The organism is Klebsiella sp. M5al (genome assembly GCF_002090195.1).
Taxonomy (GTDB): domain Bacteria; phylum Pseudomonadota; class Gammaproteobacteria; order Enterobacterales; family Enterobacteriaceae; genus Klebsiella; species Klebsiella grimontii.
The window spans coordinates 2,904,156-2,927,289 of sequence record NZ_CP020657.1; the positions used below are offsets into that span (position 1 = coordinate 2,904,156).

General features: G+C 60.9%; 20 protein-coding genes and 2 riboswitches. Of the genes, 16 read left to right on the top strand and 4 right to left on the bottom strand.

Going from position 1 to position 23,134, the window contains the following annotated elements:
• Positions 1-15: 15 nt before the first annotated feature.
• The 3 genes from mgtA to mgtU are packed head-to-tail and all read left to right on the top strand — an operon-like array spanning position 16 to position 2,959.
• Positions 16-2,748, top strand: coding sequence for a magnesium-translocating P-type ATPase (mgtA, locus tag BWI76_RS13920; protein ID WP_004138023.1), 2,733 nt, complete (start codon positions 16-18; stop codon positions 2,746-2,748).
• 18 nt (positions 2,749-2,766) lie between these two features.
• Positions 2,767-2,859 (top strand): protein MgtR, encoded by a 93-nt coding sequence (gene mgtR, locus BWI76_RS28115; RefSeq protein WP_004101989.1) that lies wholly within the window; start codon positions 2,767-2,769, stop codon positions 2,857-2,859.
• 13 nt (positions 2,860-2,872) lie between these two features.
• Entirely contained in the window at positions 2,873-2,959 is an 87-nt protein-coding gene (gene mgtU, locus BWI76_RS28665; RefSeq protein WP_253075166.1) for a magnesium transporter protection protein MgtU, read from the top strand.
• Positions 2,960-3,009: 50 nt separating this feature from the next.
• On the opposite strand, the gene katG is transcribed toward mgtU, so the two are convergent.
• Both katG and BWI76_RS13930 read right to left on the bottom strand, forming a co-directional pair.
• Entirely contained in the window at positions 3,010-5,193 is a 2,184-nt protein-coding gene (gene katG / locus BWI76_RS13925) for a catalase/peroxidase HPI (protein ID WP_004138022.1), read from the bottom strand.
• A gap of 265 nt (positions 5,194-5,458) precedes the next feature.
• On the bottom strand, positions 5,459-6,391 hold the full coding sequence (locus BWI76_RS13930; protein ID WP_004138021.1) for a LysR family transcriptional regulator: 933 nt from the start codon (positions 6,389-6,391) through the stop codon (positions 5,459-5,461).
• Positions 6,392-6,490: 99 nt separating this feature from the next.
• Here BWI76_RS13930 and BWI76_RS13935 point away from each other — a divergent pair, with 99 nt between their 5' ends.
• From BWI76_RS13935 to BWI76_RS13945, 3 genes are all read left to right on the top strand, one after another.
• The gene (locus BWI76_RS13935) at positions 6,491-6,925 is read left to right on the top strand and encodes a DMT family transporter (RefSeq protein ID WP_004138020.1); all 435 of its coding nucleotides are present in this window, start codon (positions 6,491-6,493) and stop codon (positions 6,923-6,925) included.
• Positions 6,926-6,934: 9 nt separating this feature from the next.
• Entirely contained in the window at positions 6,935-7,399 is a 465-nt protein-coding gene (locus BWI76_RS13940; RefSeq protein WP_024358203.1) for a DMT family transporter, read from the top strand.
• Positions 7,400-7,453: 54 nt separating this feature from the next.
• Positions 7,454-7,533: riboswitch (ZMP/ZTP riboswitch) on the top strand.
• Between the two features lie 19 nt (positions 7,534-7,552).
• Positions 7,553-8,185, top strand: coding sequence for a LysE family translocator (locus BWI76_RS13945; protein ID WP_004138018.1), 633 nt, complete (start codon positions 7,553-7,555; stop codon positions 8,183-8,185).
• 46 nt (positions 8,186-8,231) lie between these two features.
• Here BWI76_RS13945 and BWI76_RS13950 read toward each other — a convergent pair whose 3' ends face one another.
• Entirely contained in the window at positions 8,232-8,924 is a 693-nt protein-coding gene (locus BWI76_RS13950) for a B3/4 domain-containing protein (protein ID WP_049086086.1), read from the bottom strand.
• 43 nt (positions 8,925-8,967) lie between these two features.
• Here BWI76_RS13950 and BWI76_RS13955 point away from each other — a divergent pair, with 43 nt between their 5' ends.
• The 10 genes from BWI76_RS13955 to BWI76_RS14000 all read left to right on the top strand — a co-directional run bounded on the left by BWI76_RS13955 (position 8,968) and on the right by BWI76_RS14000 (position 22,485).
• A complete protein-coding gene (locus tag BWI76_RS13955) occupies positions 8,968-9,570 on the top strand; it encodes a helix-turn-helix domain-containing protein (RefSeq protein ID WP_004138015.1) in 603 nt (200 codons plus the stop codon).
• 190 nt (positions 9,571-9,760) lie between these two features.
• Positions 9,761-9,859, top strand: a riboswitch (guanidine-I (ykkC/yxkD leader).
• 57 nt (positions 9,860-9,916) lie between these two features.
• Complete coding sequence (locus BWI76_RS13960) at positions 9,917-10,975, top strand: putative urea ABC transporter substrate-binding protein (protein WP_004138013.1); 1,059 nt, start codon at positions 9,917-9,919, stop codon at positions 10,973-10,975.
• A gap of 24 nt (positions 10,976-10,999) precedes the next feature.
• Positions 11,000-11,815, top strand: a complete 816-nt coding sequence (locus BWI76_RS13965; protein WP_004138011.1) for an ABC transporter permease — start codon at positions 11,000-11,002, stop codon at positions 11,813-11,815.
• Positions 11,812-12,588 (top strand): ABC transporter ATP-binding protein, encoded by a 777-nt coding sequence (locus BWI76_RS13970; protein WP_004138010.1) that lies wholly within the window; start codon positions 11,812-11,814, stop codon positions 12,586-12,588. The genes BWI76_RS13965 and BWI76_RS13970 overlap by 4 nt, the downstream gene beginning before the upstream one ends.
• 4 nt (positions 12,589-12,592) lie before the next feature.
• Positions 12,593-13,321, top strand: a complete 729-nt coding sequence (locus tag BWI76_RS13975; RefSeq protein WP_064342652.1) for an urea amidolyase associated protein UAAP1 — start codon at positions 12,593-12,595, stop codon at positions 13,319-13,321.
• 10 nt (positions 13,322-13,331) lie between these two features.
• Complete coding sequence (locus BWI76_RS13980; protein ID WP_004138008.1) at positions 13,332-13,967, top strand: urea amidolyase associated protein UAAP2; 636 nt, start codon at positions 13,332-13,334, stop codon at positions 13,965-13,967.
• Positions 13,968-14,135: 168 nt separating this feature from the next.
• A complete protein-coding gene (gene uca / locus BWI76_RS13985; RefSeq protein WP_064371758.1) occupies positions 14,136-17,741 on the top strand; it encodes an urea carboxylase in 3,606 nt (1,201 codons plus the stop codon).
• Positions 17,738-19,534, top strand: coding sequence for an allophanate hydrolase (gene atzF, locus BWI76_RS13990; RefSeq protein ID WP_064371759.1), 1,797 nt, complete (start codon positions 17,738-17,740; stop codon positions 19,532-19,534). Before uca ends, atzF begins: the two co-directional genes overlap by 4 nt.
• Before the next feature lie 184 nt (positions 19,535-19,718).
• Positions 19,719-21,638, top strand: a complete 1,920-nt coding sequence (gene mrdA, locus BWI76_RS13995) for a penicillin-binding protein 2 (protein ID WP_004138002.1) — start codon at positions 19,719-19,721, stop codon at positions 21,636-21,638.
• Positions 21,639-21,741: 103 nt separating this feature from the next.
• On the top strand, positions 21,742-22,485 hold the full coding sequence (locus BWI76_RS14000; RefSeq protein ID WP_049090385.1) for a glutamine amidotransferase: 744 nt from the start codon (positions 21,742-21,744) through the stop codon (positions 22,483-22,485).
• A 2-nt stretch (positions 22,486-22,487) separates the two neighbouring features.
• Here the strand turns inward: BWI76_RS14000 and BWI76_RS14005 are convergent, their stop codons facing one another.
• Entirely contained in the window at positions 22,488-23,036 is a 549-nt protein-coding gene (locus tag BWI76_RS14005; protein ID WP_004137999.1) for a TetR/AcrR family transcriptional regulator, read from the bottom strand.
• Positions 23,037-23,134: the final 98 nt, after the last annotated feature.

The following is a 23,134-nucleotide window of genomic DNA, read 5'->3' on the forward strand; positions in this document are numbered from 1 at the left end:
ATTTGAGGATAAATCATGACTGACATGAAAATAGAAAACCGGAAACTCAACCGGTCTGCGTCAGAAAATGATAAGCAGCATAAAAAAAGCTTCGCCATTGAAACCGAGGCATTTAACAGCCCGGATCATACGCTGGCGCGGCTCAACAGCAGCCGTCAGGGGCTCACCACCGAAGATGCCCTTGAACGGCTGGATGAATACGGCCGCAATGAGGTTGCGCATGAGCAGGCGCCGCCGGCGCTAATTCAGCTTTTGCAGGCATTCAATAACCCGTTTATCTATGTCCTGATGGCGCTGGCCGCCGTCAGCTTCGTGACCGATTACTGGCTGCCGCTGCGTAACGGCGAAGAGACCGATCTGACCGGGATTATCATTATCGTCACGATGGTCAGCCTGAGCGGGTTATTGCGTTTCTGGCAGGAGTTTCGCACTAACAAAGCGGCGCAGGCGCTGAAATCAATGGTCCGCACCACGGCGACGGTGCTGCGTCGCGGTCCGGGTAACATGGGGCCGACGCAGGAGGAAATTGCCATTGAGGAGCTGGTGCCCGGTGACATCATCTTCCTGGCGGCGGGGGATCTGGTTCCGGCGGATGTCCGCCTGCTGGAGTCCCGCGACCTGTTCGTTAGCCAGTCGATACTCAGCGGCGAATCGCTGCCGGTTGAAAAGTATGATGTTCTGGCCAGCGTGTCCGGCAAAGGGTGCGACAGGCTGCCCGAGCCGAACAAGGACAAGAGTCTGCTGGAGATGGGCAATATCTGTCTGATGGGCACCAACGTCACCAGCGGCAGGGCGCAGGCGGTGGTGGTGGCCACCGGAAACCGCACCTGGTTTGGTTCGCTGGCGAAGTCTATTGTCGGCACGCGTACCCAGACGGCGTTCGATCGCGGAGTAAACAGCGTCAGCTGGCTGCTGATCCGCTTTATGCTGGTGATGGTGCCGATTGTGCTGCTGATTAACGGCTTCAGCAAAGGCGACTGGGTTGAAGCATCGCTGTTTGCTCTCGCGGTCGCCGTCGGCCTGACGCCGGAAATGCTGCCGATGATCGTCAGCTCAAACCTGGCGAAAGGCGCTATCGCCATGTCGCGGCGCAAAGTGATCGTCAAGCGGCTGAACGCGATTCAGAACTTCGGCGCCATGGACGTGCTGTGTACCGATAAAACCGGCACGCTGACCCAGGACAATATCATTCTTGAGCATCACCTTGACGTCAGCGGCAGCGAGAGCGACCGGGTGCTGACGCTGTCGTGGCTTAACAGCAGCAGCCAGAGCGGGGCGCGTAATCTGATGGACCGGGCGGTGCTGCGCTTTGGCGAGGGGCGGATTGCGCCAGCGACCAAAGAGCGCTTCGTGAAGCTTGATGAACTGCCGTTTGATTTTGTTCGCCGTCGGGTGTCTGTGTCGGTGGAAGATGTCCGCCACGGCGATAAAAGCCTGATCTGCAAAGGCGCGGTCGAAGAGATGCTGACGGTGGCCACGCATCTGCGCGAAGGTGACCGCGTGGTTGCGCTGGATGACACCCGACGCGATCTGCTGTTAGCCAAAACGCAGGATTACAATGCCCAGGGCTTCCGCGTGCTGCTGGTTGCGACCCGCAAGCTGGATGATTCCGCTCTGACAGCCCCGCTGTGCGCCGACGATGAGCAGGGGCTAACGGTCGAAGGAATGCTGACCTTCCTCGACCCGCCGAAAGAGAGCGCGGGAAAAGCGATTACCGCGCTGCGCGACAACGGGGTGGCAGTGAAAGTGTTAACCGGCGATAACCCGGTCGTCACGGCGCGGATTTGCCTGGAAGTGGGCATCGATGCCCACGGTATCCTGACCGGGCCGCAGATTGAGGCGATGACGGATAACGAACTGGAGCGCGAAGTGGAAACGCGCGCGGTGTTCGCCAAACTGACGCCGCTGCAGAAGTCGCGGATCCTGAAAACGCTGCAGAAAAACGGCCACACCGTCGGCTTCCTCGGCGATGGCATCAACGATGCGCCGGCGCTGCGCGATGCGGACGTCGGTATTTCGGTTGACAGCGCGGCGGATATCGCCAAAGAGGCATCCGATATTATCCTGCTGGAAAAGGATTTGATGGTGCTGGAAGAAGGGGTGATCAAAGGGCGTGAGACCTTCGGCAATATCATCAAGTATCTGAACATGACCGCCAGCTCTAACTTCGGCAACGTCTTTTCGGTACTGGTGGCCAGCGCGTTTATTCCGTTCCTACCGATGCTGGCGATTCATCTGCTGATCCAGAACCTGATGTACGATCTCTCCCAGCTCTCGCTGCCGTGGGACAAGATGGACAAAGAGTTCCTGCGCAAACCGCGCAAGTGGGATGCGAAAAACATCGGCCGCTTTATGCTGTGGATTGGCCCGACGTCGTCCATTTTTGATATCACCACCTTCGCGCTGATGTGGTACGTGTTCGCGGCGAACAACGTCGAAGCCCAGGCGCTGTTTCAGTCCGGATGGTTTATTGAAGGACTGCTGTCGCAGACGCTGGTCGTACATATGCTGAGAACGCAGAAAATTCCGTTTATCCAGAGCCGCGCGACGCTGCCGGTGCTGCTCACCACCGCATTGATTATGGCGATGGGCATCTACATTCCGTTCTCTCCGCTGGGAGCGATGGTCGGGCTGGAGCCGCTGCCGCTGAGCTACTTCCCGTGGCTGGTCGCGACGCTGCTCAGCTACTGCGTGGTCGCGCAGGGCATGAAGCGTTTCTATATCAAACGTTTCGGTCAGTGGTTCTGATAATAAGGAGGCGCAGAGATGAATCGTTCTCCGGACACTATCATCGCGCTGATATTTTTCCTGATGGGTCTGCTGGTGCTGCTGTTGGCTATCTGGCAAATCCTGTTCTGAATAAGGGGGCGCGATGCGCAAAGGTTCGCTGGACAAAGTCTTTATTCATGCGGCGCTGATTGCGGCCATCATTATTTTGCTGACTATCTGGATTAGATAAGAGGATCCCGGGCCACTGGCCCGGGATGAGCATTTCTGCCGGAGAAAAGATTACAGATCGAAGCGGTCGAGGTTCATCACCTTGGTCCAGGCGGCGACAAAGTCGCTGACGAACTTCTGCCGCGCATCGCTGCAGGCATACACTTCGGCCAGGGCGCGCAGGACGGAGTTGGAGCCAAACACCAGATCGACGCGGGTCGCGGTGTATTTCTCTTCGCCGCTCTTACGATCGCGGCCGATAAACAGCTCAGCGTGCTCGTCAGCGGCTTTCCAGACGGTACCCATATCGAGCAGGTTAGCGAAGAAATCGTTGCTCAATACGCCAACGCGGTCGGTAAATACGCCGTGGCGGCTGCCGTCAAAGTTAGCGCCCAGCACGCGCAGACCGCCTACCAGGACCGTCATTTCCGGCGCCGTCAGCGTTAACTGCTGCGCTTTATCAATCAGCAGCGTTTCGGTGGAGATGCCGCCGCCCACGCGGCGATAGTTGCGGAAACCATCGGCCAGCGGCTGCAGCAGATCCATCGCTTCGACATCGGTCTGATCCTGACGCGCATCGACGCGGCCAGGGGCGAAGGGTACGCTGACCTGAACACCTGCCGCCGCGGCAGCCTGCTCAATGCCCACCACGCCGGCGAGGACGATGATATCGGCCAGCGACGCTTTACCGGATGCCTGCTGAATCGCCTGCAGGGTCGGCAGCACGCGGGAGGCGATGGCGTTGACCGGCCACGATTTCTGCGGCTCGAGCGCCAGACGCGCGCCGTTGGCGCCGCCGCGTTTATCGCCGCCGCGGAAGGTGGATGCGGATGCCCAGGCCACGGAAACCAGCTCGCTGACCGAAAGGCCGGCGTCGGCAATGGCGGTTTTCAGCGTCGCGATATCCTCTGCGGTCGGGGCGTGGATCGCCGCCGGTAGCGGGTCTTGCCAGATCAGATCTTCTTTCGGCACTTCCGGGCCCATGTAGCGGGACTTCGGCCCCATATCGCGGTGGATCAGTTTAAACCACGCGCGGGCGAAAGCTTCGTTAAAGGCCTGCGGGTCGTTCAGGAAGCGGCGGGAAATCTTGTCGAATTCCGGGTCAAAGCGCAGCGTCAGGTCGGTGACCAGCATGGTCGGCTTGCGTTTTTTCTCCGGGTTAAACGGGTCAGGAATGATTTCAGGGGCGTCTTTCGCTTCGAACTGAATCGCGCCTGCCGGGCTGCGGGTCTGCACCCACTCATATTTGTACAGGTTTTCGAAGAAGTAGTTGCTCCACTGGGTTGGCGTTTGCGTCCACACCACTTCCAGACCGGAGGTGATCGCATCGGCGCCCGCGCCGCTGCCGTAGCTGTTTGCCCAGCCGAGGCCCTGCGCTTCGATCGGCGCCGCTTCCGGCTCTGCGCCAACGTGGCTGGTCACCGCGGAGCCGTGGGTTTTGCCCAGCGTATGGCCGCCGGCGATCAGCGCGACGATCTCTTCATCATTCATCGCCATATTGCCGAAGGTCGCGCGAATTGCGGAGGCCGCGGAGAGCGGGTCGCCGCTGGCGTTAGGGCCTTCAGGGTTGACGTAAATCAGCCCCATTTCGGTGGCGCCGATCGCCTGCTGATTCAGGCTTTCCGGATGACGATGGGCCAGCCATTCGGTTTCATTACCCCAGTCAACGTCCAGATCCGGTTCCCATACGTCTTCACGACCGGCCCCGAAGCCAAACGTGCGGAAACCGGCGTTTTCCAGCGCCACGTTGCCCGCCAGCATATAAAGGTCAGCCCAGGAGATTTTCTGGCCGTATTTCTGTTTGACCGGCCACAGCAGGCGACGGGCTTTGTCGAGGCTGACGTTATCCGGCCAGGAGTTGAGCGGGGCGAAACGCTGCTGCCCGCGACCCGCGCCGCCGCGACCGTCAACGGTACGATAGGTACCGGCGCCGTGCCATGCCATACGAATAAACAGCCCGATATAGCTACCCCAGTCCGCCGGCCACCACTCCTGAGAGTCGGTGAGCAGGGCGCGCAGATCGGCTTTCAGGGCCGAATAGTCGAGTTTCTTAAACTCTTCGCGGTAGTTAAAGTTTTCGCCCAGCGGGTTTGAACGATTGGAGTGCTGATTCAGCAGATCCACACGTAGTTGATTAGGCCACCAGTCGCGGTTGCCGGTGCCACCGCCCGCGCTCTGCGTGGGCGTCGACGTTTCGGCGTGGAAAGGGCATTTCCCTGCCGACGGGGTATTCGAAGGATCGTTTGACGTGCTCATATCAGGCTCCGTTTGCTTTTGTGAATGCCATTACGATATACACTGCTACCAATAAGCGATATTTGAATGAGTCTACGGATTTAATAGTTATTTCCGTTCAATGCTCTTGTAAAAACCGAATATATATCATTGTTGAAGGGCTGGTTTTTAACAATGACCTCACCACCATAGTCGTAACATCAGCGTAAAGGAATCGTTAAGGCATCATCTCCGCCAGCGAAGACCCCATTATTTGCGTTATGACAATTTTAGTGCGTAAACAAGCTTAGCGCTGCCAGTATAAAGGCGTACCAAAAACGTCGATAAAATAGTCAATTACCGCCCGTACGTTAAGTGACGGATGCCGGGCGTGAGGGTAAATCGCCGAGACCGGCGAGGGGGTATTGCCGATTGCCGCAGCGTAGCGGGGCATCAGCTTAATCAGCTTTCCTTCTCCAGTCGCTTCATTAACCATCCAGTCGGGAAAGAGGACCATCCCCATCCCCCCCAGCGCAGCGGTCAGCAGCGCATCGGCGTTATTTGAAGTGAGCTGCGGCGTTTGCGGATAGTGCACCCATTCCCCTTGCGCAAGACGGAACAGCCAGCGGTTGGGCCCGTTTGAGCCGCTGTAGACCAGCGTGCTGTGCTGGCGAAGATCTTCCGGCGTCTCCGGAATGCCGCGGCGTTGCAGATACGCCGGAGCGGCGACCAGATAGTGATGCTGCATACCCAGTACCCTGGCGTGAACGCTGGAATCCGGCAGGCTACCGATGCGAAAAATCACATCGGTCGCATCGCGGTGCGGATCGATGAAATCATCGGTCAGCGCCAGCTCAATCTGCATCTGCGGATAGCGCGCCGTTAGCCCCGGCAGCCAGGGCGCGATATGGCGCTGGCCAAAATAGACCGGGGCGTTGATGCGCACCAGCCCGCCCGGCTCAAGGCTCCGGTCCTGCAAATCGCGTCGCGCGGCGCTGAACTGTTCGCTGATGCCTCTGGCATGAGCGGCAAACAGGCGTCCTGCTTCGGTAGGCACCACGGCCCGGGTATTACGATAAAACAGCTGCTGGCCGAGCGCGTCCTCAAGCTGGTGAATGGTGCGCGATACCATTGAGGGAGAAACGCCTTCTCGTCGCGCCACTGTGGAAAAGCTCTGGCTGTCGTAAACGGCGATAAACAGCTGCAGCGCCCGAAAATTCACATTACCCGCATCGCTCATTAATGCAATATCCGCAAAAGTGTTTCCTTGATTGTATCGTTTTTCACATCACTCCGCTGTTTTATGCTCTGCCACCTCATTAATAATCGGATATCAACGATGCAGTTATTACTGATTTTTCTTGTGATTGCCGGCGGCATGGGATTATCCGTGGAAGCCGGACTACTCGGGCCGCTGGCCGGTCAGGTAGGGGACCTGTGGGCCACCTTCAGCATTTTCAGCGTCGGCAGCGCGCTGACGTTTCTGCTGATGCTGCTGTTTGGCCAGAGACAAAGCCCCTCGTTCTTCTCTTTGCCGGGCTGGCAGCTTACCGGGGGCATCCTGGGCCCCATCTATGTCGTCATCTTAACCATCGCCGTGCCGGTTATCGGTATCGCCATGACGATGATCGGCATTCTTGCCGGCCAGGTCTGCAAAAGCCTGTTGATTGACCATTACGGCCTGTTTGGTTCGCCAAAACGTAAAATCGACGGTCGGCGGCTTATCGCGCTGCTGTTTATCGTCGTCGCCCTGATTCTGATCGCCACAAGCTGAGGAGTTAAGATGAGTAGCATAATGATTTTGCTGGCGCTGGCCGGCGGCGCGATGTTGAGCATGCAGGCGGCGATTAACGGTCGTTTGGGCAGTCAGGTAGGCGTATTTCGTAGCGCGTTTCTCACTTTCTCCGTGGGCGCGTTGATCACCGCGCTGCTGATTTTCTACTTTGCGCCCCACCAGACGACGACGCTGCTGGATGTGCCGAAATGGCAGCTGCTGGGGGCATTTTGCGGCGTCCCCTATATCGTGATTATGGTGGTGGCGGTGCAGCGTATTGGTACCGCGGCGGCCACGGTGGCGGTGATTTTTGGCCAACTGGCCATGAGCTTGCTAATCGATAACTTTGGCTGGCTGGGTAATGACGCCATTACCTTTTCGCCGGGGCGGCTGGGGGCGATCGTTTGTCTGGGGCTGGCGCTGTTCTTTATTTATCGCTCCGGCACGGCGGCAAAAGCCGCAGAGAAGCGATAGACCGCCCACCTGTTCAGGTGAGTTGTCGCGCATCGCCAACCGCGGCCATACTGTTCGTCACCATGTGACTGGCGCTTTAGACAGATCACTGTCGGGGAGCATGGTTGCCGCCGCCGCGCGCCTGGGCATCACTTCACTGTATGGAGATACGCTATGCCTGAGATTTCGTCGCTGCTGACCTTCGCTCTGGTGGCCCTTGGCCTGGTGCTGACCCCGGGGCCGAATATGATCTATCTGATTTCGCGCTCACTTTGCCAGGGAAGAAGGGCCGGGCTGGTCTCCCTCGGCGGGGTGGCGCTGGGGTTTGTCTTTTATATGCTGTGCGCGGCGTTCGGTATTACCGCGCTGATCTTCGCCGTGCCCTATGCTTATGACGTCTTGCGCATCAGCGGCGTTGTCTATCTGCTTTATCTGGCCTGGCAGGCGGTGAGGCCCGGCGGGCGCTCGGTTTTTGCGGTGCGGGATCTGCCCGCCGATAGCGGCCGTAAGCTGTTTTTGATGGGCTTTATCACTAATCTGGCGAACCCTAAAATCGCTATTATGTACCTCTCATTGCTGCCGCAGTTTATCTCTCCCGGACACGGCAGCATCCTTGCGCAGTCGCTGGTACTGGGATTTACCCAGGCGATAATTAGCGTGGCGGTTAACGCGCTGATTGTGATGATGGCCGGGCAGGTGTCGCTGTTTCTCGCGGGGCGCCCGTTGTGGCAGCAGTTTCAGCGCTGGCTGATGGCGACGGTACTGGCGGGGATGGCGGTGAAAATTGCCTTCGAAGCGCGGAAGTAATCGCTCTGCCCGGTAGCATAGCGCTGCCGGGCGCAGCGGAAGGGGATTAAGCCCCCGGGCCAATCAGCCGCGAGCGGATCGTGGCTTCCGGCATCATCTCCAGCAGACCGTTGCACAGCATCTCTCCCGCCTCCTGCAGCGCGCTAAGCGGCATTTCCGGCAGGCTTTCAAGAATAAACCACATCCGCGGACTCTCCACGCTCAGGCGAGTACGGACTCCCTGCCTCCAGTTCCAGCGTCGGCAGGTCACGCCGCGATCGTCGCCCCAGACCACTTCTCCCGCGTCGGGGTATTCGTCGACCGTCTGTCCTTCTTTAACGGTATCGAACGGCTCGCTGCCGTCCGCGATCTTGAGCTGCGGCACGCCAACATACGCCGCCAGGTTTTCGCCGCCGACCGGCACGGCGTAGCGCAGGCTTACCGCGTTATAGAGATCGACGATAGGATCGAGCGCGGCCATCTCGCCATCGCGCAGCACCCGTTTGCGCAAGGCTTCAGCCGAGCAGGGGGTCCTTTTAGGTTTTGCGCCAAAGGCGCGGAATACTTCGCTCCAGGCCTGCAGGTGCGCCTCCGCCCACTGCGGCTCGCCGGCGAGAACCGCTTTGCAGGCGGAGCGGAGCGCATCGGACCCGACCTGGGGAGCGCGTACGGCGGCGGAAACAACATCAATGCTCAGGGCGCGAAAGCCGGGGGCCAGCGCGGAGACCTGCGGGCTGATTGACGGTAATACGCTATTCATTGGATAATCCTGTAACGACCATTTTAAAGCATAATATCGACCGATGACCAATAAAGTCAATATAACGACCGATGCGGGCGCCGATGCCGCCATGATCAATGAAGCCGTTGCGGCGCGCCTTAAACGCTACCGGGCGGAAAAGAAGATCTCCCTTGATGAGCTGTCGCGACGCGCGGGGGTCAGTAAAGGCATGCTGGTAGACATTGAAGCCTGCCGGGCCAATCCGAGCATCGCGCTGTTGTGCCGTCTGGCCTCGGCGCTGGGCGTATCCGTGGCCGATTTTGTCAACGTCGCCGCCGCGCCGCCGGTCAAGGTGATGGCCGCAAGCGATATTCCCACCCTATGGCAGGGCGAGCGGGGCGGTCATGCACGGCTGCTTGCCGGTACCAGCGGACCGGATATGGTGGAGCTCTGGCAATGGAGTCTCTATCCCGGTGAGATTTTTACCTCGCCGGGGCACGGCGATGGCACGACAGAACTGCTTTTCGTGACCGAGGGCGCCTTAACCCTGACGGTCAACGACGCGAGCTATGTGATTGTCGCCGGAGAGTCCGCCGTGGCGCGCACCGACGCCCCGCATAGCTACGCTAACGCCGGGGATGCGGTCACGCGGTTCACTATGACGGTCAGCGAAAAAGCGCGTTAGTATTATCCCGACCGCGCTCCTCCTTCACGGCGAGCGCACCAAATCCATGCAATGCCCCATCATCACTCCCCATTATTGGGAATCGCGGCGACGCCTGTCGTCGCATGGCTGAGTTTACGCGCTCTGCGCGCCTGGCATAGACCTTGCAAACTCCTCGTCAGAAGGCAGCGCAACAGACAATTGAGATAACACAATAGCTGGCTAGGGTTCCGGTTCACTCAGGTGAACGTCTGGTCCGAGAGCTGGCGACCTCTGCGAGGTTACACGGCGGGACAAAAGCCCGGGAGACAGCAGCACCGTTGGGTGTCGCGCTGCCCCCGTTTCCCGTGCTAACCAGAGGTCCACCATGAAGACACCGCCGCTCCTCCGCTCTCTAATTCTGTCGCTGGCGCTGCTGGCCAGCGTCCCATCGTTTGCCGCCGTCAAAAAAGAGTTCAACGTCTGCTGGACTATCTACGCCGGATGGATGCCCTGGGGCACCATCAGCAACGAAAAAATCATCGATAAGTGGGCCAGTAAATACGGCATCAAAATCAATATCGTTCAGCTAAACGACTACATCGAGTCCATCAACCAGTATACCGCGGGCCAGTTTGACGGCTGCACCATGACCAACATGGATGCCCTGACCATTCCGGCGGCGGGCGGCGTTGACACGACGGCGCTGATTACCGGCAGCTACTCCGACGGCAACGACGGCGTGGTACTGAAGGGGGCGAATAAAAAGCTCAGCGATCTGAAAGGGATGGCGGTGTATCTCCCGGAGCTTTCGGTATCGCACTACCTGCTGGTTCGCGGCCTGGAAAAAGCCGGACTGCAGGAAAAAGACGTCAAAGTGGTCAATACCTCGGATGCGGATATCGTCTCGGCCTTTGGCACCAGCGGCGTACGCGCGGCGGTGGCCTGGAATCCGCAGCTTTCGGTTATCAAAAAGACGCCGCAAACCACGGAAGTCTTTAGCTCTTCGCAGGTTCCCGGCGAGCTGATCGACATGATGGTGGTGAATACTCAGACGCTGAAAGATAACCCGGCGCTGGGCAAAGCCCTGACCGGCGCCTGGTTCGAGATGATGACCAAAATGCGGGCCGGCGATACCGAGGCGCTAAACGCGATGGCCGCCGACTCCGGCACCGATCTCGCCGGTTACCAGGCGCAGCTAAAAACGACCCATCTGTTCTGGACGCCTGCCGACACCCTGACGTTTATCTCCTCGCCGGAGCTGGCCAAAACCATGCAGCGGGTGGCGCAGTTCTCCTTTGATAAAGGGCTGCTGGGCGAGGGCGCGCAGAGCGCCGACTTTATCGGCATGACCTTCCCCGGCGGCGTCACCGTCGGCGATACCGCGAACAGCAAGCTGCGCTTTGACGACAGCTATCTGAAGCTGGCCGCGGCGGGCAAGCTGTAATGATTGACTCCGGGAGTCCACGCCATGCGCCACATTAACCGCTATCCCCGGCAGGGTATGCGCCTGACGCTGATGCTGTTGCCCTTTGTCCTGCTGGTCGCCGCCTGGTTTATCGGTTCGGCGGTGCGGCTGGAAGCCAATCCGCAGGATAAGCTGCTGCCCGGCCTGTCGCAGATGATCGCGGCCATTGACCGGATGGCGTTCACGCCGGATAAACGCAGTGGTGAGTATCTGCTGTGGGCCGATACGCTGATTAGCCTGGGCCGCCTGCTGATTGGCCTGGCGTTCTCTTCGCTGATTGGCCTGGGCATCGGCATCGCCGCCGGCGTGTTCCCGATGTACCGCGCGGCGCTGTCGCCGCTGATGACCGTGGTATCGATGATCCCGCCGCTGGCGATCCTGCCGGTGCTGTTTATTGTCTTCGGCCTGGATGAGCTGTCAAAAGTGATGCTCATCGTCATCGGCATTACGCCGATGCTGGCGCGCGACCTTGAACAGCGGGCGCGGGAAATCCCGGCGGAGCTGTTTATCAAAGCGCAAACCCTCGGCGCCAATAGCTGGACGGTGGTGCTGCGGGTGGTGCTGCCGCAGCTGCTATCGCGGCTGATCACCTCCCTGCGCCTGCTGCTGGGCTCCGCGTGGCTATTTTTGATCTCCGCCGAGGCCATCTCCGCCACCGCCGGGCTCGGCTATCGCATATTCCTCGTTCGCCGCTATATGGCGATGGACGTGATTATTCCTTACGTCATCTGGATAACGCTGCTGGCGTGGCTGATGGATCTGGCTCTGCGCCAGCTGCACAAAGCCTGTTTCCCGTGGGCGGAAGGAGGTCGGGCATGAGTTTTATCGACATCAAAAATATCTGGCAGGAGTATGGCGATCACGTGGTGCTGGAGCGCATCAATTTGCAGGTGAAAGAGGGCGAGTTCTGTTCGATGGTCGGCGCGTCCGGCTGCGGCAAATCAACCTTTTTACGTCTGCTGCTCGGCCAGGAAAAGCCGACTCGCGGCGAAATCACCCTCGACGGCCAGCCGCTGGCGGCGGAGCCGGACCGCAGCCGCGGCGTGGTGTTTCAGCGTTATTCGGTTTTCCCGCATCTCAACGTGCTGGATAACGTCGCCATAGGTCTTGAACTTCCGGCGTCACCGCTGTTTGGCCGGCTGTTTGCCGGCAGGAAACGCGACGCCCGCGAACGGGCGCGGAGGATGCTGGAGAAAGTCGGGCTGGGGCACGCGCTGGATAAATACCCGGCGCAGCTCTCCGGCGGGATGCAGCAGAGGCTGGCGATTGCCCAGGCGTTCGTGATGCAGCCGCGCGTGCTGCTGCTCGATGAACCCTTCGGCGCGCTGGACCCTGGGATCCGCAAGGATATGCACGGGCTGCTGCTCCAGCTATGGAGCGAAACCCGGATGACGGTTTTTATGGTCACCCACGACCTTGCGGAAGGCTTCAACCTTGGCACCCGGCTGCTGGTTTTCGACAAAGTGCGCATTGATCCGCAGGCGCCCAACGCCTGGGGGGCGCGCATTACCTACGATATCCCGCTCAATGAAGCGCGGATGTCGCAGCTGACGACCGGCAGCGACAATAACGTTTACGCATTAAGGAGATAGTTTGATGACCGCACTTTTTCACTCCTCCCCCAGCCTGCGCGAAGAGCGGCTCCCCGGCGGGGCGCACACCTCGTTAATTTTGCGCAAAGGTCAGATCCTGCGCCTGACCGATATCGACGGCGGGGCCAACGTCAGCATGATGATGCTTAATCCCCACGAGAAGAGCGAGCGCCTGAATCTGCCGGACACCCTCAAGGGCCAGCATACCGCGCGCCTGACCGCCGGGCACTGTTTCTACTCCGATATGGGGCGCGTCCTGGCCGGGATCGTTGCCGACAGCTGCGGCTGGCACGACCCGTTCGGCGGGGTGCTCAACGCCGATGAGACGCGTGAAAAATATGGCGCAGGACGCTACCAGGAGCTGCGCAACGGCTTCTATCGCAACGGCGTCGATAACCTGCTGGTCGAGATGGGCAAGTGGGATCTGGGCCTGGAAGACCTGCTGATGGTGGTTAACTTCTTCAGCAAAGTGACCGTCGATGAGGACGGCAGTTTCCGCTTTATCCCCGGCAACAGCCGCGCCGGAGATTACGTTGAGCTGTTTGCGCCGATGGATGTCCTCATGGTACTGACCGCGCTGCCGCATCCCCAGGACCCGGCCGCGGAATACGCCCCGCGGCCGATTCAGCTCAGCTGGTACCAGGCCGACGATGCGCAGGCGACCGCGGAAGCGCTCTTTACTCGCGATGAAAACCAGCGCGCGTTCCTCAACACCCAACTTTTTGCCCTGTAAGGAGGCTGCGATGCGTCTTATCACCAGTAACCGTCGTCCTGAAGATGCCGTCTATCGCCATGTGATCCCGGCAGGGGAACCCTGGCTGTTTGAGGTACAAAAAGGGCAAACCCTGCGCCTGCTAGACCTCGAAGGCAACCAGGCCATCGATACTCTGTTTTACAACGCCGATAACCCCCGCGAACGCTACGATCCGCAGCGCACGCTGCGCCGCCAGGGCAATGCCTATCTGACCACCGGCAGCGTGCTCTATTCCAATCTGGGCAATCCGCTGCTGACCATCGTTGCTGATACCTGCGGTCGCCACGATACCCTCGGCGGCGCCTGCGCCCAGGAGAGCAACACCGTGCGCTACGCCCAGGATAAACGCTATATGCACAGCTGCCGGGATAATTTCCTTTGCGCCTGCCTGCACGATGGTCGCCTGCACAAGCGCGATATCGGCGCCAACATCAACTTTTTTATGAACGTCCCGGTCACCCCGGAAGGCGGTCTGACCTTTGAGGACGGCATATCGGCGGCGGGGAAATACGTTGAGCTGCGCGCCGAGTGCAGCGCCGTGGTGCTGATTTCCAACTGTCCGCAGTTGAACAATCCCTGCAACGGCTGGAACCCCACGCCCGCCGAGGTGCTGGTATGGAACTGACCCGCTGGCAGCGCTGGCGCCTGTTGGCCTTTCGGCTCTTCGCCGTCCGCGCCGATCGCCTGAACAGTACGCCGACGCGCAAACCTTAAGCGCCGGTTCACCCCGGGGACGACCTCAGGGGAACATCGAATTTTTGCGGGACGACCCGCGACCCTGTGAGTTCCGCTTATGTTTGATACCTTACTGATTGCCAACCGCGGCGCGATTGCCTGCCGCATTCTGCGCACCCTGCGCGCGATGCAGGTGAAGGGCGTCGCCGTCTATTCCGAAGCCGACCTGAGCAGTCTGCATATCCGCGACGCCGATGAAGCCCTCAGCCTCGGCGACGGCCCGGCGGCGCAAACCTATCTGGCCACGGAGAAGATCATTGCCGCCGCGCAGCAGAGCGGCGCCCGGGCGATCCACCCCGGCTACGGCTTTCTGTCGGAGAACGCGGCCTTCGCCGAGGCCTGCGAAGCGGCGGGGCTGGCCTTTGTCGGCCCAACCCCGCGGCAGCTGCGCGTCTTCGGCCTGAAGCATACCGCCCGCGCCTTAGCCAAAGCCGAGGGCGTGCCGCTGCTGGAGGGCAGCGAACTGCTGGCCGACAGCGACGAAGCCTGCCGGGCGGCGGAGGCGGTGGGCTATCCGGTGATGCTTAAAAGCACCGCCGGCGGCGGCGGGATCGGCATGCGCGTCTGCCGCGACGCTCGTGAGCTGACGGAGGCGTTCGCCACGGTGCAGCGGCTGGGGCAAAACAACTTCAGCGACGCCGGCGTATTTCTCGAAAAATATATCGAACGCGCCCGCCATCTGGAGGTGCAAATCTTCGGCGACGGGCGGGGGGACGTTATCGCCCTCGGGGTGCGCGACTGTTCGGTACAGCGGCGTAACCAGAAAGTGATTGAAGAGACGCCCGCGCCGAATCTGCCGGAAGGCACCGCGCAGGCGCTATGCGCGGCGGCTATCGCGCTGGGTAAAGCGGTGAGCTACCGCAGCGCCGGCACGGTGGAGTTCGTCTATGACAGCACGGCGCGGCAGTTTTATTTCCTCGAAGTGAATACCCGGCTGCAGGTTGAACACGGCGTCACCGAGCAGGTGTGGGGCGTTGATCTGGTGCGCTGGATGATTGAGCTGGCGGCGGGCGATTTACCCCCGCTAGACGTGCTGGCCGCCGGGTTACGGCCTCAGGGGCATGCTATTCAGGCGCGGCTTTACGCCGAGGATCCGGGACGGCAGTTTCAGCCGTCTCCCGGACTGCTAACGGAAGCCATCTTTCCACCGGCGGACGGCGCCGCCCTGCGTATCGACCGCTGGGTGGAAGCCGGCTGCGAAGTGCCGCCGTTTTTCGACCCGATGCTGGCGAAAACGATCGCCTGGCGCCCCAGCCGCGATGAGGCTATCGCCGGCCTGGCGCAGGCGCTGGCGGAGACCCGCCTGTACGGCGTAGAAACCAACCGCCTGTACCTGCTGCAAATTCTTGGCTTTGCGCCGTTTACCGAAGGCGAGCCCTGGACCCGCTGCCTTGAGCAGCTGCGCTACCGGGCGGCCACCGTGGAGGTGCTGAGCGCCGGGACCCAGACCAGCGTGCAGGACTATCCGGGACGTCTCGGGTACTGGGCGGTGGGCGTACCGCCGTCGGGGCCGATGGACGATCGCGCCCTGCGTCTCGGCAACCGTCTGCTGGGTAATGCCGAGGGAGAGGCCGCGCTGGAAATCACCCTCAACGGGCCGACCCTGAAATTTAATACCGACGTTCAGGCGGTGGTGTGCGGCGCGCCGCTGGCGGTGACGCTCGATGGCGTTGACCAGCCTCTGGACCGCGTTTTTACCATTCCGGCGGGGGCGACGCTGAAGCTGGGCGCGATAAACGGCGCGGGGGTCAGAAGCTATCTCTGCCTGAGCGGCGGTATTCAGGTGCCGGACTATTTGGGCAGTAAAAGCACCTTTACCCTCGGCCAGTTTGGCGGCCACGGCGGACGGGCGCTGCGCGGCGGCGACGTGCTGCATCTGGCGCCGCGCGCCGCCGCCAGAGTCGGGGATCAACTGCCCGCCGCGCTCCGCACGGCGCTTGCGCAGGTACGGACGCTGCGGGTGATTTATGGCCCCCACGGCGCGCCGGAGTTTTTTACGCCGGCGTATATCGCGACTTTTTTCGCCACCGACTGGGAGGTTCATTTTAACTCCAGCCGCACCGGCGTGCGCCTGATTGGACCCAAGCCGCTGTGGGCCCGCGACAGCGGCGGCGAAGCGGGACTGCATCCGTCGAATATTCACGATAATCCTTACGCGGTGGGCGCGGTCGATTTTACCGGCGATATGCCGGTGATCCTCGGGCCGGACGGGCCGAGCCTCGGCGGTTTCGTCTGCCCGGTCACCGTTATTGAAGCCGACCTCTGGCAGTTAGGCCAGCTCAAGGCCGGGGACAAAGTACGTTTCGTGGCGGTAGATTTACCCACCGCCCGGCGGCTGGCACAAGGGCGGCGCGCCGAACTGACGACCCTAAGTCACCAGGCGATAGCCTGGCAGCCCGCGCCGCTGACGTCGCCTGTCGTCATGACCTGCGGCGAGGCGGATAAACGCCTGGTGGCGCGCCTTTCCGGCGATACCCACCTGCTGCTGGAAGCCGGGGAGCCGGAGCTGGATCTGGTGCTGCGTTTCCGCATTCATGCCCTGATGCAGGCCCTGGAGGCGCAATCCGCAGAAGGCGTGATTGATATCACGCCGGGGATCCGCTCGCTGCAAATTCATTTCCAGCCGGAAACCCTGCCCCTGGAGACGCTGCTGGCCCGGGTGCGCGGCGAGTGGTCCACGGTATGCCTGAGCGACGATCTGCAGGTGCCGACGCGCGTGGTGTATCTGCCGCTCTCCTGGGACGACCCGGCCTGCCGCAAGGCGATCGATAAATACATGACCACCGTACGCCAGGACGCGCCGTGGTGCCCGAGCAACCTTGAGTTTATCCGCCGGATTAACGATCTGCCTGACGAGCAGGCGGTATGGAATACGGTGTTTGACGCCAGCTATCTGGTCATGGGGCTGGGCGATGTTTATCTCGGCGCGCCGGTGGCGACGCCGCTCGACCCGCGCCATCGCCTGGTCACTACCAAGTACAACCCGGCGCGCACCTGGACGGCGGAAAACTCGGTCGGCATCGGCGGGGCCTATCTGTGCGTCTACGGCATGGAGGGACCCGGCGGCTATCAGTTCGTTGGCCGGACCTTGCAAATGTGGAATCGCTACCACGACGTGGCGGATTTTGCCGGCAAACCCTGGCTGCTGCGTTTCTTCGACCAATTGCGTTTCTATCCGGTTTCGGCCGAAGAGCTGCTGCAAATTCGCCGCGATTTTCCGCTCGGACGCTACCCGCTGCGCATTGAGAACAGCACGCTGCGGCTGGCGGAATACCAGCAGTTTCTCCACCGCGAAGCGCACAGCATCGGCGCGTTTCGCGAGCATCAGCAGCGGGCGTTTAACGCCGAACGCGATCGCTGGATAGCCAGCGGCCAGGCCCATTTCGACAGCCAGGAGGGCGCCGTGGATGAGGGCGGCGACGCGCCGCTGCGTCAGGGCGAGCAGGGGGTGGAGAGCCCGATTTCCGGCAACTTATGGCAGGTACAAACCGCGGCAGGCAGTCGGGTTCGCGCGGGGGATGTGCTGGTCGTTCTGGAGTCGATGAAGATGGAGATCCCGCTGCTGGCCCCCTGCGACGGCGTTATTCAACAGGTTCACGTGCAGCCGGGCAGCGCGGTGCGCGCCGGGCAGCGGGTGGCGGTGATTATTGAGGAGAAGGCATGATGCAGCAGACGTTTGATTTACGCCTGGCGACCCTGGCGGCAGACTATCGCAACGGCAAAACCACCCCGCGCCGTCTGCTGGCGGAAGTGCGCCAGCGGGCGCAGGCGCTGAACCCCGAATTCCGCTTATTTATCCATATCCTGAGCGAAGAGGAGCAGGAGCCGCTTCTGGCGGCGCTGGAAGGCCTCTCGCCGACCGAGCTGCCGCTATACGGCGTGCCGTTCGCCATCAAAGACAATATCGATTTGGCGGAGATTATCACCACCGCCGCCTGCCCGGCGTTTGCTTACCGGGCGGAGCAGAGCGCGACGATTGTCGCTCAGCTGATCGCGCTGGGGGCGGTGCCGGTCGGTAAAACCAATCTCGATCAGTTCGCCACCGGCCTGAACGGTACCCGCTCGCCGTACGGTGCTTGCCGCAACGGCTATCTTGCAGATTACCCATCCGGGGGCTCCAGCGCCGGTTCCGCGCTGGCGGTGGCGCTGGGCGTCGCCAGCTTCTCGCTGGGAACGGACACCGCCGGCAGCGGCCGCGTCCCGGCGGGGCTGAATAACCTGGTGGGTCTGAAGGCCACGAAAGGGCTGATCTCCACCGCTGGGGTCGTGCCCGCCTGCCGTACGTTAGACTGTGTGACCTTTTTCAGCGCCACCGCCGACGAGGCGAGCCAGCTGCTGGCGCTGGTCGCGCAGTACGATCCGTTGGATGCCTGGAGCCGCCATAATCCGCAGTGGAACAGCCGTCAGGCGTTCGGCAGGCCGGCAGCCGGTTTTCGTTTTGGCGTTCCGCGCGAGCTGAATTTCCTCGGCTGCAGCGCAAGCGAGCGTCTGTTTACCCAGGCCCGGCAGCGGCTGACGGCGCTGGGTGGGGTGGCGGTTGAGATCGAATTCGCGCCGTTTCTGGCGGCAGCCCGACTGCTGTATGACGGACCGTGGGTCGCCGAACGTTACGCGGTAGTCGGCCCGTTGATGGCGCGGCAGCCGGAGGCGGTGCTGCCGGTCATTCGCGAGGTGCTGGCGAAAGCGCCGGATACCGACGCCACGGCGACCTTTAAGGCGATTTATCAGCTACAGCAGTACAAAGCCCGGTGCGACGCGATCCTCGAGACCCTCGACTGCGTGCTGACGCCAACCTATCCGCGTCCGGTGACGCTCGACGAGCTGCAAGCGGAACCGATCGCGCGCAACGCCGATCTCGGGTATTACACCAACTTTATGAACCTGCTGGACTACGCCGCGGTGAGCGTGCCGTGCGGATTTATGCCGGACGGCTTGCCCTCCGGCGTTACCCTGTTTGGCCGGGCATTTACCGACCAGTATTTGCTCAGCCTGGCCGACGCGTTTCAGCGAGCGGAGCGGCTGCCGCTGGCCGGCGGGACGCGGCTGGAAACCCCGCCGCCCGAACGCGCAGCCGGTCATGACCGGATGGCGCTGGTTGTTTGCGGCGCGCATCTTGCCGGCCTGCCGCTAAACGATCAGCTGCTGGCGCGGGGCGGCCAGCTGCTGCAGGAAACCCGCAGCGCGCCGCACTATCGTTTGTACGCCCTCGCGGACGGTAAGCGCCCGGCAATGGTTCGCGATGAGAGCGGCGGGGCGGCGATTGCGGTTGAAGTGTGGGAGCTACCCAGCGCGGAGGTCGGTTCGCTGCTGGCGGCCATTCCCGCGCCGCTGGGCTTAGGGAAAGTTGAGCTTGCCGACGGACGCCGGTTAACGGGCTTTATTTGCGAAGCCGAAGGATTAGGCGAAGCCACGGAGATTACCGCCTACGGCGGCTGGCGCGCCTGGCTGGCGCGCTAGGACATCATCACCTCCGTCGAAGTCCCGAGGGAGGTGATTTTTGTGACGACGTCACGTTTCTAACATGCTGAAACATTTCTGCCAAATCATTAGCAACCTTTCGATAGGGCTCCCGCTGCGATAACGCTATTCTTCCCCGCTTTTCCTTTTTCAGGCCCTTTGTAACCCAGGTATATGACCGCTAATGTCCCTAATGAGAGATGAAATTCGCGACCATTCAGCGGAAGAGATGCTATTTATCCGCCGAGCCGTCATTGCGTTTCTACTGGTGGTGGTCTGCTTTGCCATCCTGATCCTTAATCTTTACCGTTTGCAGGTCGATCAGCACGATTTTTATCAGACGCGTTCAAACCAGAACGACATTAAAATGCTGCCCATCGCGCCGAGCCGGGGGCTGATTTTCGACCGCAACGGTATCCCGCTGGTACAAAATATTACCCTCTACCGTTTGCAGGTGATCCCGAGCAAAATCGCCGATATGACGGCGCTGCTGCAGCAGCTGACGCCGATCGTCGATTTAACCCCGCAGGATATCGCCGATTTTCGCGACGATATGCACCACAACAGCCGCTATAAAGAGGTGACCTTAAAAGCGGACCTGAGCGATGTTGAAGTGGCGCGTTTTGCGGTCAATGAGTTTCATTTCCCCGGCGTCACGGTGGAGAGCTACCAGCAGCGCGCATACCCCTACGGGGCCGAACTGGCGCACGTGGTTGGCTACGTATCGAAAATCAACAACAGCGATCTGCAAAAGCTGGCCAAAGCGGGGGAAGAGGAGAACTACGCCGCCGACCATAATATCGGCAAGCAGGGTATCGAAGGCTACTACGAGAAAGCGCTGCACGGCACCACCGGATATCAGGAGGTCGAGGTGGATAACCACGGGCGGGTGGTGCGCCTGCTGAAAGAGGTGCCGCCGGTGGCCGGGAAGAACATCTACCTGACGCTGGATCTGCACCTGCAGCAGTATATCGAGTCGGTACTGAAGGGGCAGCGCGCGGCGGTGGTGGCCGTCGATCCGCGCGATGGAGGCGTGCTGGCCATGGTGTCGAGCCCCAGCTACGATCCCAATCCCTTTGTCAGGGGCATCGGCTATCAGGCCTACCGTTCGCTGCTCGATAACCCGGACCGGCCGCTGATTAACCGGGTCACCCAGGGTCTCTATCCGCCCGCGTCGACGGTGAAACCCTACATGGCGCTGTCGGCGCTATCGGCGGGCGTTATCACGCCAACCACCTCCTTCTTCGGCGCGCCGACCTGGACGCTGCCGGGAACCCAGCGCCGCTACCGCGACTGGCTGAAGAGCGGCCACGGCATGCTTAACGTCACCAAAGCGATAGAAGAATCGGCGGACACCTTCTTCTATCAGGTTGCGTTTGAGATGGGTATCGACCGTATTCACGAGTGGCTCAGCAAGTTCGGTTACGGTCAGTCAACTGGCATCGATCTTAACGAAGAGTATGCCGGGGTGCTGCCGAGCCGGGAGTGGAAACAGCGGGTGCATAAAAAACCGTGGTATCAGGGCGATACCATTTCCGTCGGTATCGGCCAGGGCTACTGGATTGCCACGCCGATCCAGATGGTCAAGGCGCTGACGACCCTGATTAACAACGGCAAAGTGCAAAACCCACATCTGCTTTACTCCATGAAACAGGGGAATAAGGTTGAGCGCTATCAGCCGCCGCAGGATCTGCCGCAGGTTGGCGATCCGCGCTCGCCTTACTGGGGCGTGGTGCGCAACGGCATGTACGGCATGGCGAACCTGCCAAACGGCACCGGCTATAAGCTGTTCCATACCGCGCCGTACCAGATCGCCGCCAAGTCCGGGACGTCCCAGGTGTTCAGCCTGAAGGAGAACCAGACCTATAACGCGAAAATGATCCCGGTGCGCCTGCGCGACCATATCTTCTACACCCTGTTTGCGCCGTATCAGCATCCGAAGGTGGCGATGGCGCTGATTCTGGAGAACGGCGGCGGCGATGGCGTGGTAGCGGGACCGACGGCGCGCGCCATCCTCGACCATATCTTCGACCCGGCCAACGCGCCGGCGGTACAGGGCGCGGCCTCGACGGTGCCGCAGGTGGAGAGCGCCGACGCGCAGTAGCGGTTATTCGTTGAGAGCATAAGCGTTGGCGGATTGGTTATTTGCCGCCGCCGGCGCTTTTGCGCATAGTAGCGTTCTGTGTTGCTGTGAAAAAGGCGCTCTGATGTCGTTAAGCCGAAATACCCTTCTTCTTGTCCAGACCGGGACTCCGCCGGATGAAATCGTCTCCGACCACGGCGATCTTCCCCTCTGGTTTGGCAATCTGCTGGCGCCGTGGCGCAATAAAATCAGCGTGGCGCGGGTGTATGCCGGCGAGCCGCTTCCCGCGCCGGACAATAATACCGTGGCGGTGATTACCGGCTCCTGGGATATGGTCACGGAGCGCCTGCCGTGGAGCGAAATGACCGCCGCATGGATCCGCGAGGCGATGGCGATAGAGATGCCGCTGTTTGGCGTCTGCTACGGGCATCAGCTAATGGCGCACGCGCTGGGCGGCGAGGTGGACTACCATCCAGCCGGACGCGAAGCGGGAAGTAAAACCATTTCACTGTCCGCACACGGCCTGACGGATCGTCTGCTGGCTGACCACCCGGCGCCGTTCAGCGCGCACCTCACGCATATGCAAACGGTCACCCGATTACCGCCGGGGGCGACGGTGCTGGCCTCGTCGCAGCACGATCCGCACCAGATTGTGCGCTACGGCGCGCATGCCGTATCTACGCAGTTTCATCCGGAGATCACCCCGGCGATTGCCCGCTCGCTGATCGCGTTCCGTCAGTCGGCGCTGCGCAACGAGGGGGTTGACCCGGACAGGCTGAGTCGTGACGTTGCGGAGAGCCCGGTGGCCTCGGCGATTTTGACCCGCTTTGTCGCAGGCTACCTGCAGCCGGATCTGAACCTGGCTTAACGTTAGCGCTGTTTTTCCGCGAGCCAGGCCGCCGTTTCAGCCAGGATTTCGTCGGAAAACGCCGAATCCGCGGTCATCCGCGCCAAAATTAACGCGCCGACCATGGCCGACCAGCTGCCAATCGCCGCGCGACGGCGGGCTTCAGCGTCTTGATCATCCATCGCTTCACTGAGCTGGTCTATGTGCTGCCGCAGCCGGGCGGTCATTTCATCGCGCGCGGGTTCGGACTGGCGGATGGTCTCCGCCGCCAGCGCAGCCAGCGGGCAGCCGTTGGCAAAATTATCCCGGTGTTCGGGGGAGAGATAGCGTTCAACGCGCGACGCGAAGTCGTTTTCCGTCGTCTCGCTTTCGATCTTCAGTTCCGCGAGGGTTTGGGCGATCAGGTCATCCTTCGATTTAAAGTAGCCATAAAATCCGCCGTGGGTCAGACCGGCTGATTTCATAATATCGGTGACCGTGACCGCGTCAAAACCCCGCTCGCGAAACAAGCGTCCGGCGGCGGTCAGGATTGTCTGCTTATTCTCTTCAACCTGTTTTCTGCTCACTCTCATGGCGTCGTCCTGCTGCGAAATTATTTATGATGACCATCATATAACATTATTTACAGTATACCCAACCCGTGCCATTATACATGACAGTCATCATGTAT

Bases quoted from the DNA above. Each gene is read 5' to 3' on its own strand.
- BWI76_RS13930 (WP_004138021.1), bottom strand. From the start codon at position 6,391: ATGAGCGATGCGGGTAATGTGAATTTTCGGGCGCTGCAGCTGTTTATC.
- BWI76_RS13980 (WP_004138008.1), top strand. From the start codon at position 13,332: ATGCGTCTTATCACCAGTAACCGTCGTCCTGAAGATGCCGTCTATCGC.
- BWI76_RS13945 (WP_004138018.1), top strand. From the start codon at position 7,553: ATGCCTGAGATTTCGTCGCTGCTGACCTTCGCTCTGGTGGCCCTTGGC.
- katG (WP_004138022.1), bottom strand. From the start codon at position 5,193: ATGAGCACGTCAAACGATCCTTCGAATACCCCGTCGGCAGGGAAATGC.
- BWI76_RS13940 (WP_024358203.1), top strand. From the start codon at position 6,935: ATGAGTAGCATAATGATTTTGCTGGCGCTGGCCGGCGGCGCGATGTTG.
- BWI76_RS13960 (WP_004138013.1), top strand. From the start codon at position 9,917: ATGAAGACACCGCCGCTCCTCCGCTCTCTAATTCTGTCGCTGGCGCTG.
- BWI76_RS14005 (WP_004137999.1), bottom strand. From the start codon at position 23,036: ATGAGAGTGAGCAGAAAACAGGTTGAAGAGAATAAGCAGACAATCCTG.
- uca (WP_064371758.1), top strand. From the start codon at position 14,136: ATGTTTGATACCTTACTGATTGCCAACCGCGGCGCGATTGCCTGCCGC.
- BWI76_RS13935 (WP_004138020.1), top strand. From the start codon at position 6,491: ATGCAGTTATTACTGATTTTTCTTGTGATTGCCGGCGGCATGGGATTA.
- BWI76_RS13975 (WP_064342652.1), top strand. From the start codon at position 12,593: ATGACCGCACTTTTTCACTCCTCCCCCAGCCTGCGCGAAGAGCGGCTC.
- BWI76_RS13965 (WP_004138011.1), top strand. From the start codon at position 11,000: ATGCGCCACATTAACCGCTATCCCCGGCAGGGTATGCGCCTGACGCTG.
- mgtU (WP_253075166.1), top strand. From the start codon at position 2,873: ATGCGCAAAGGTTCGCTGGACAAAGTCTTTATTCATGCGGCGCTGATT.
- mrdA (WP_004138002.1), top strand. From the start codon at position 19,719: ATGTCCCTAATGAGAGATGAAATTCGCGACCATTCAGCGGAAGAGATG.
- atzF (WP_064371759.1), top strand. From the start codon at position 17,738: ATGATGCAGCAGACGTTTGATTTACGCCTGGCGACCCTGGCGGCAGAC.
- mgtA (WP_004138023.1), top strand. From the start codon at position 16: ATGACTGACATGAAAATAGAAAACCGGAAACTCAACCGGTCTGCGTCA.
- BWI76_RS14000 (WP_049090385.1), top strand. From the start codon at position 21,742: ATGTCGTTAAGCCGAAATACCCTTCTTCTTGTCCAGACCGGGACTCCG.
- BWI76_RS13970 (WP_004138010.1), top strand. From the start codon at position 11,812: ATGAGTTTTATCGACATCAAAAATATCTGGCAGGAGTATGGCGATCAC.
- BWI76_RS13950 (WP_049086086.1), bottom strand. From the start codon at position 8,924: ATGAATAGCGTATTACCGTCAATCAGCCCGCAGGTCTCCGCGCTGGCC.
- BWI76_RS13955 (WP_004138015.1), top strand. From the start codon at position 8,968: ATGACCAATAAAGTCAATATAACGACCGATGCGGGCGCCGATGCCGCC.
- mgtR (WP_004101989.1), top strand. From the start codon at position 2,767: ATGAATCGTTCTCCGGACACTATCATCGCGCTGATATTTTTCCTGATG.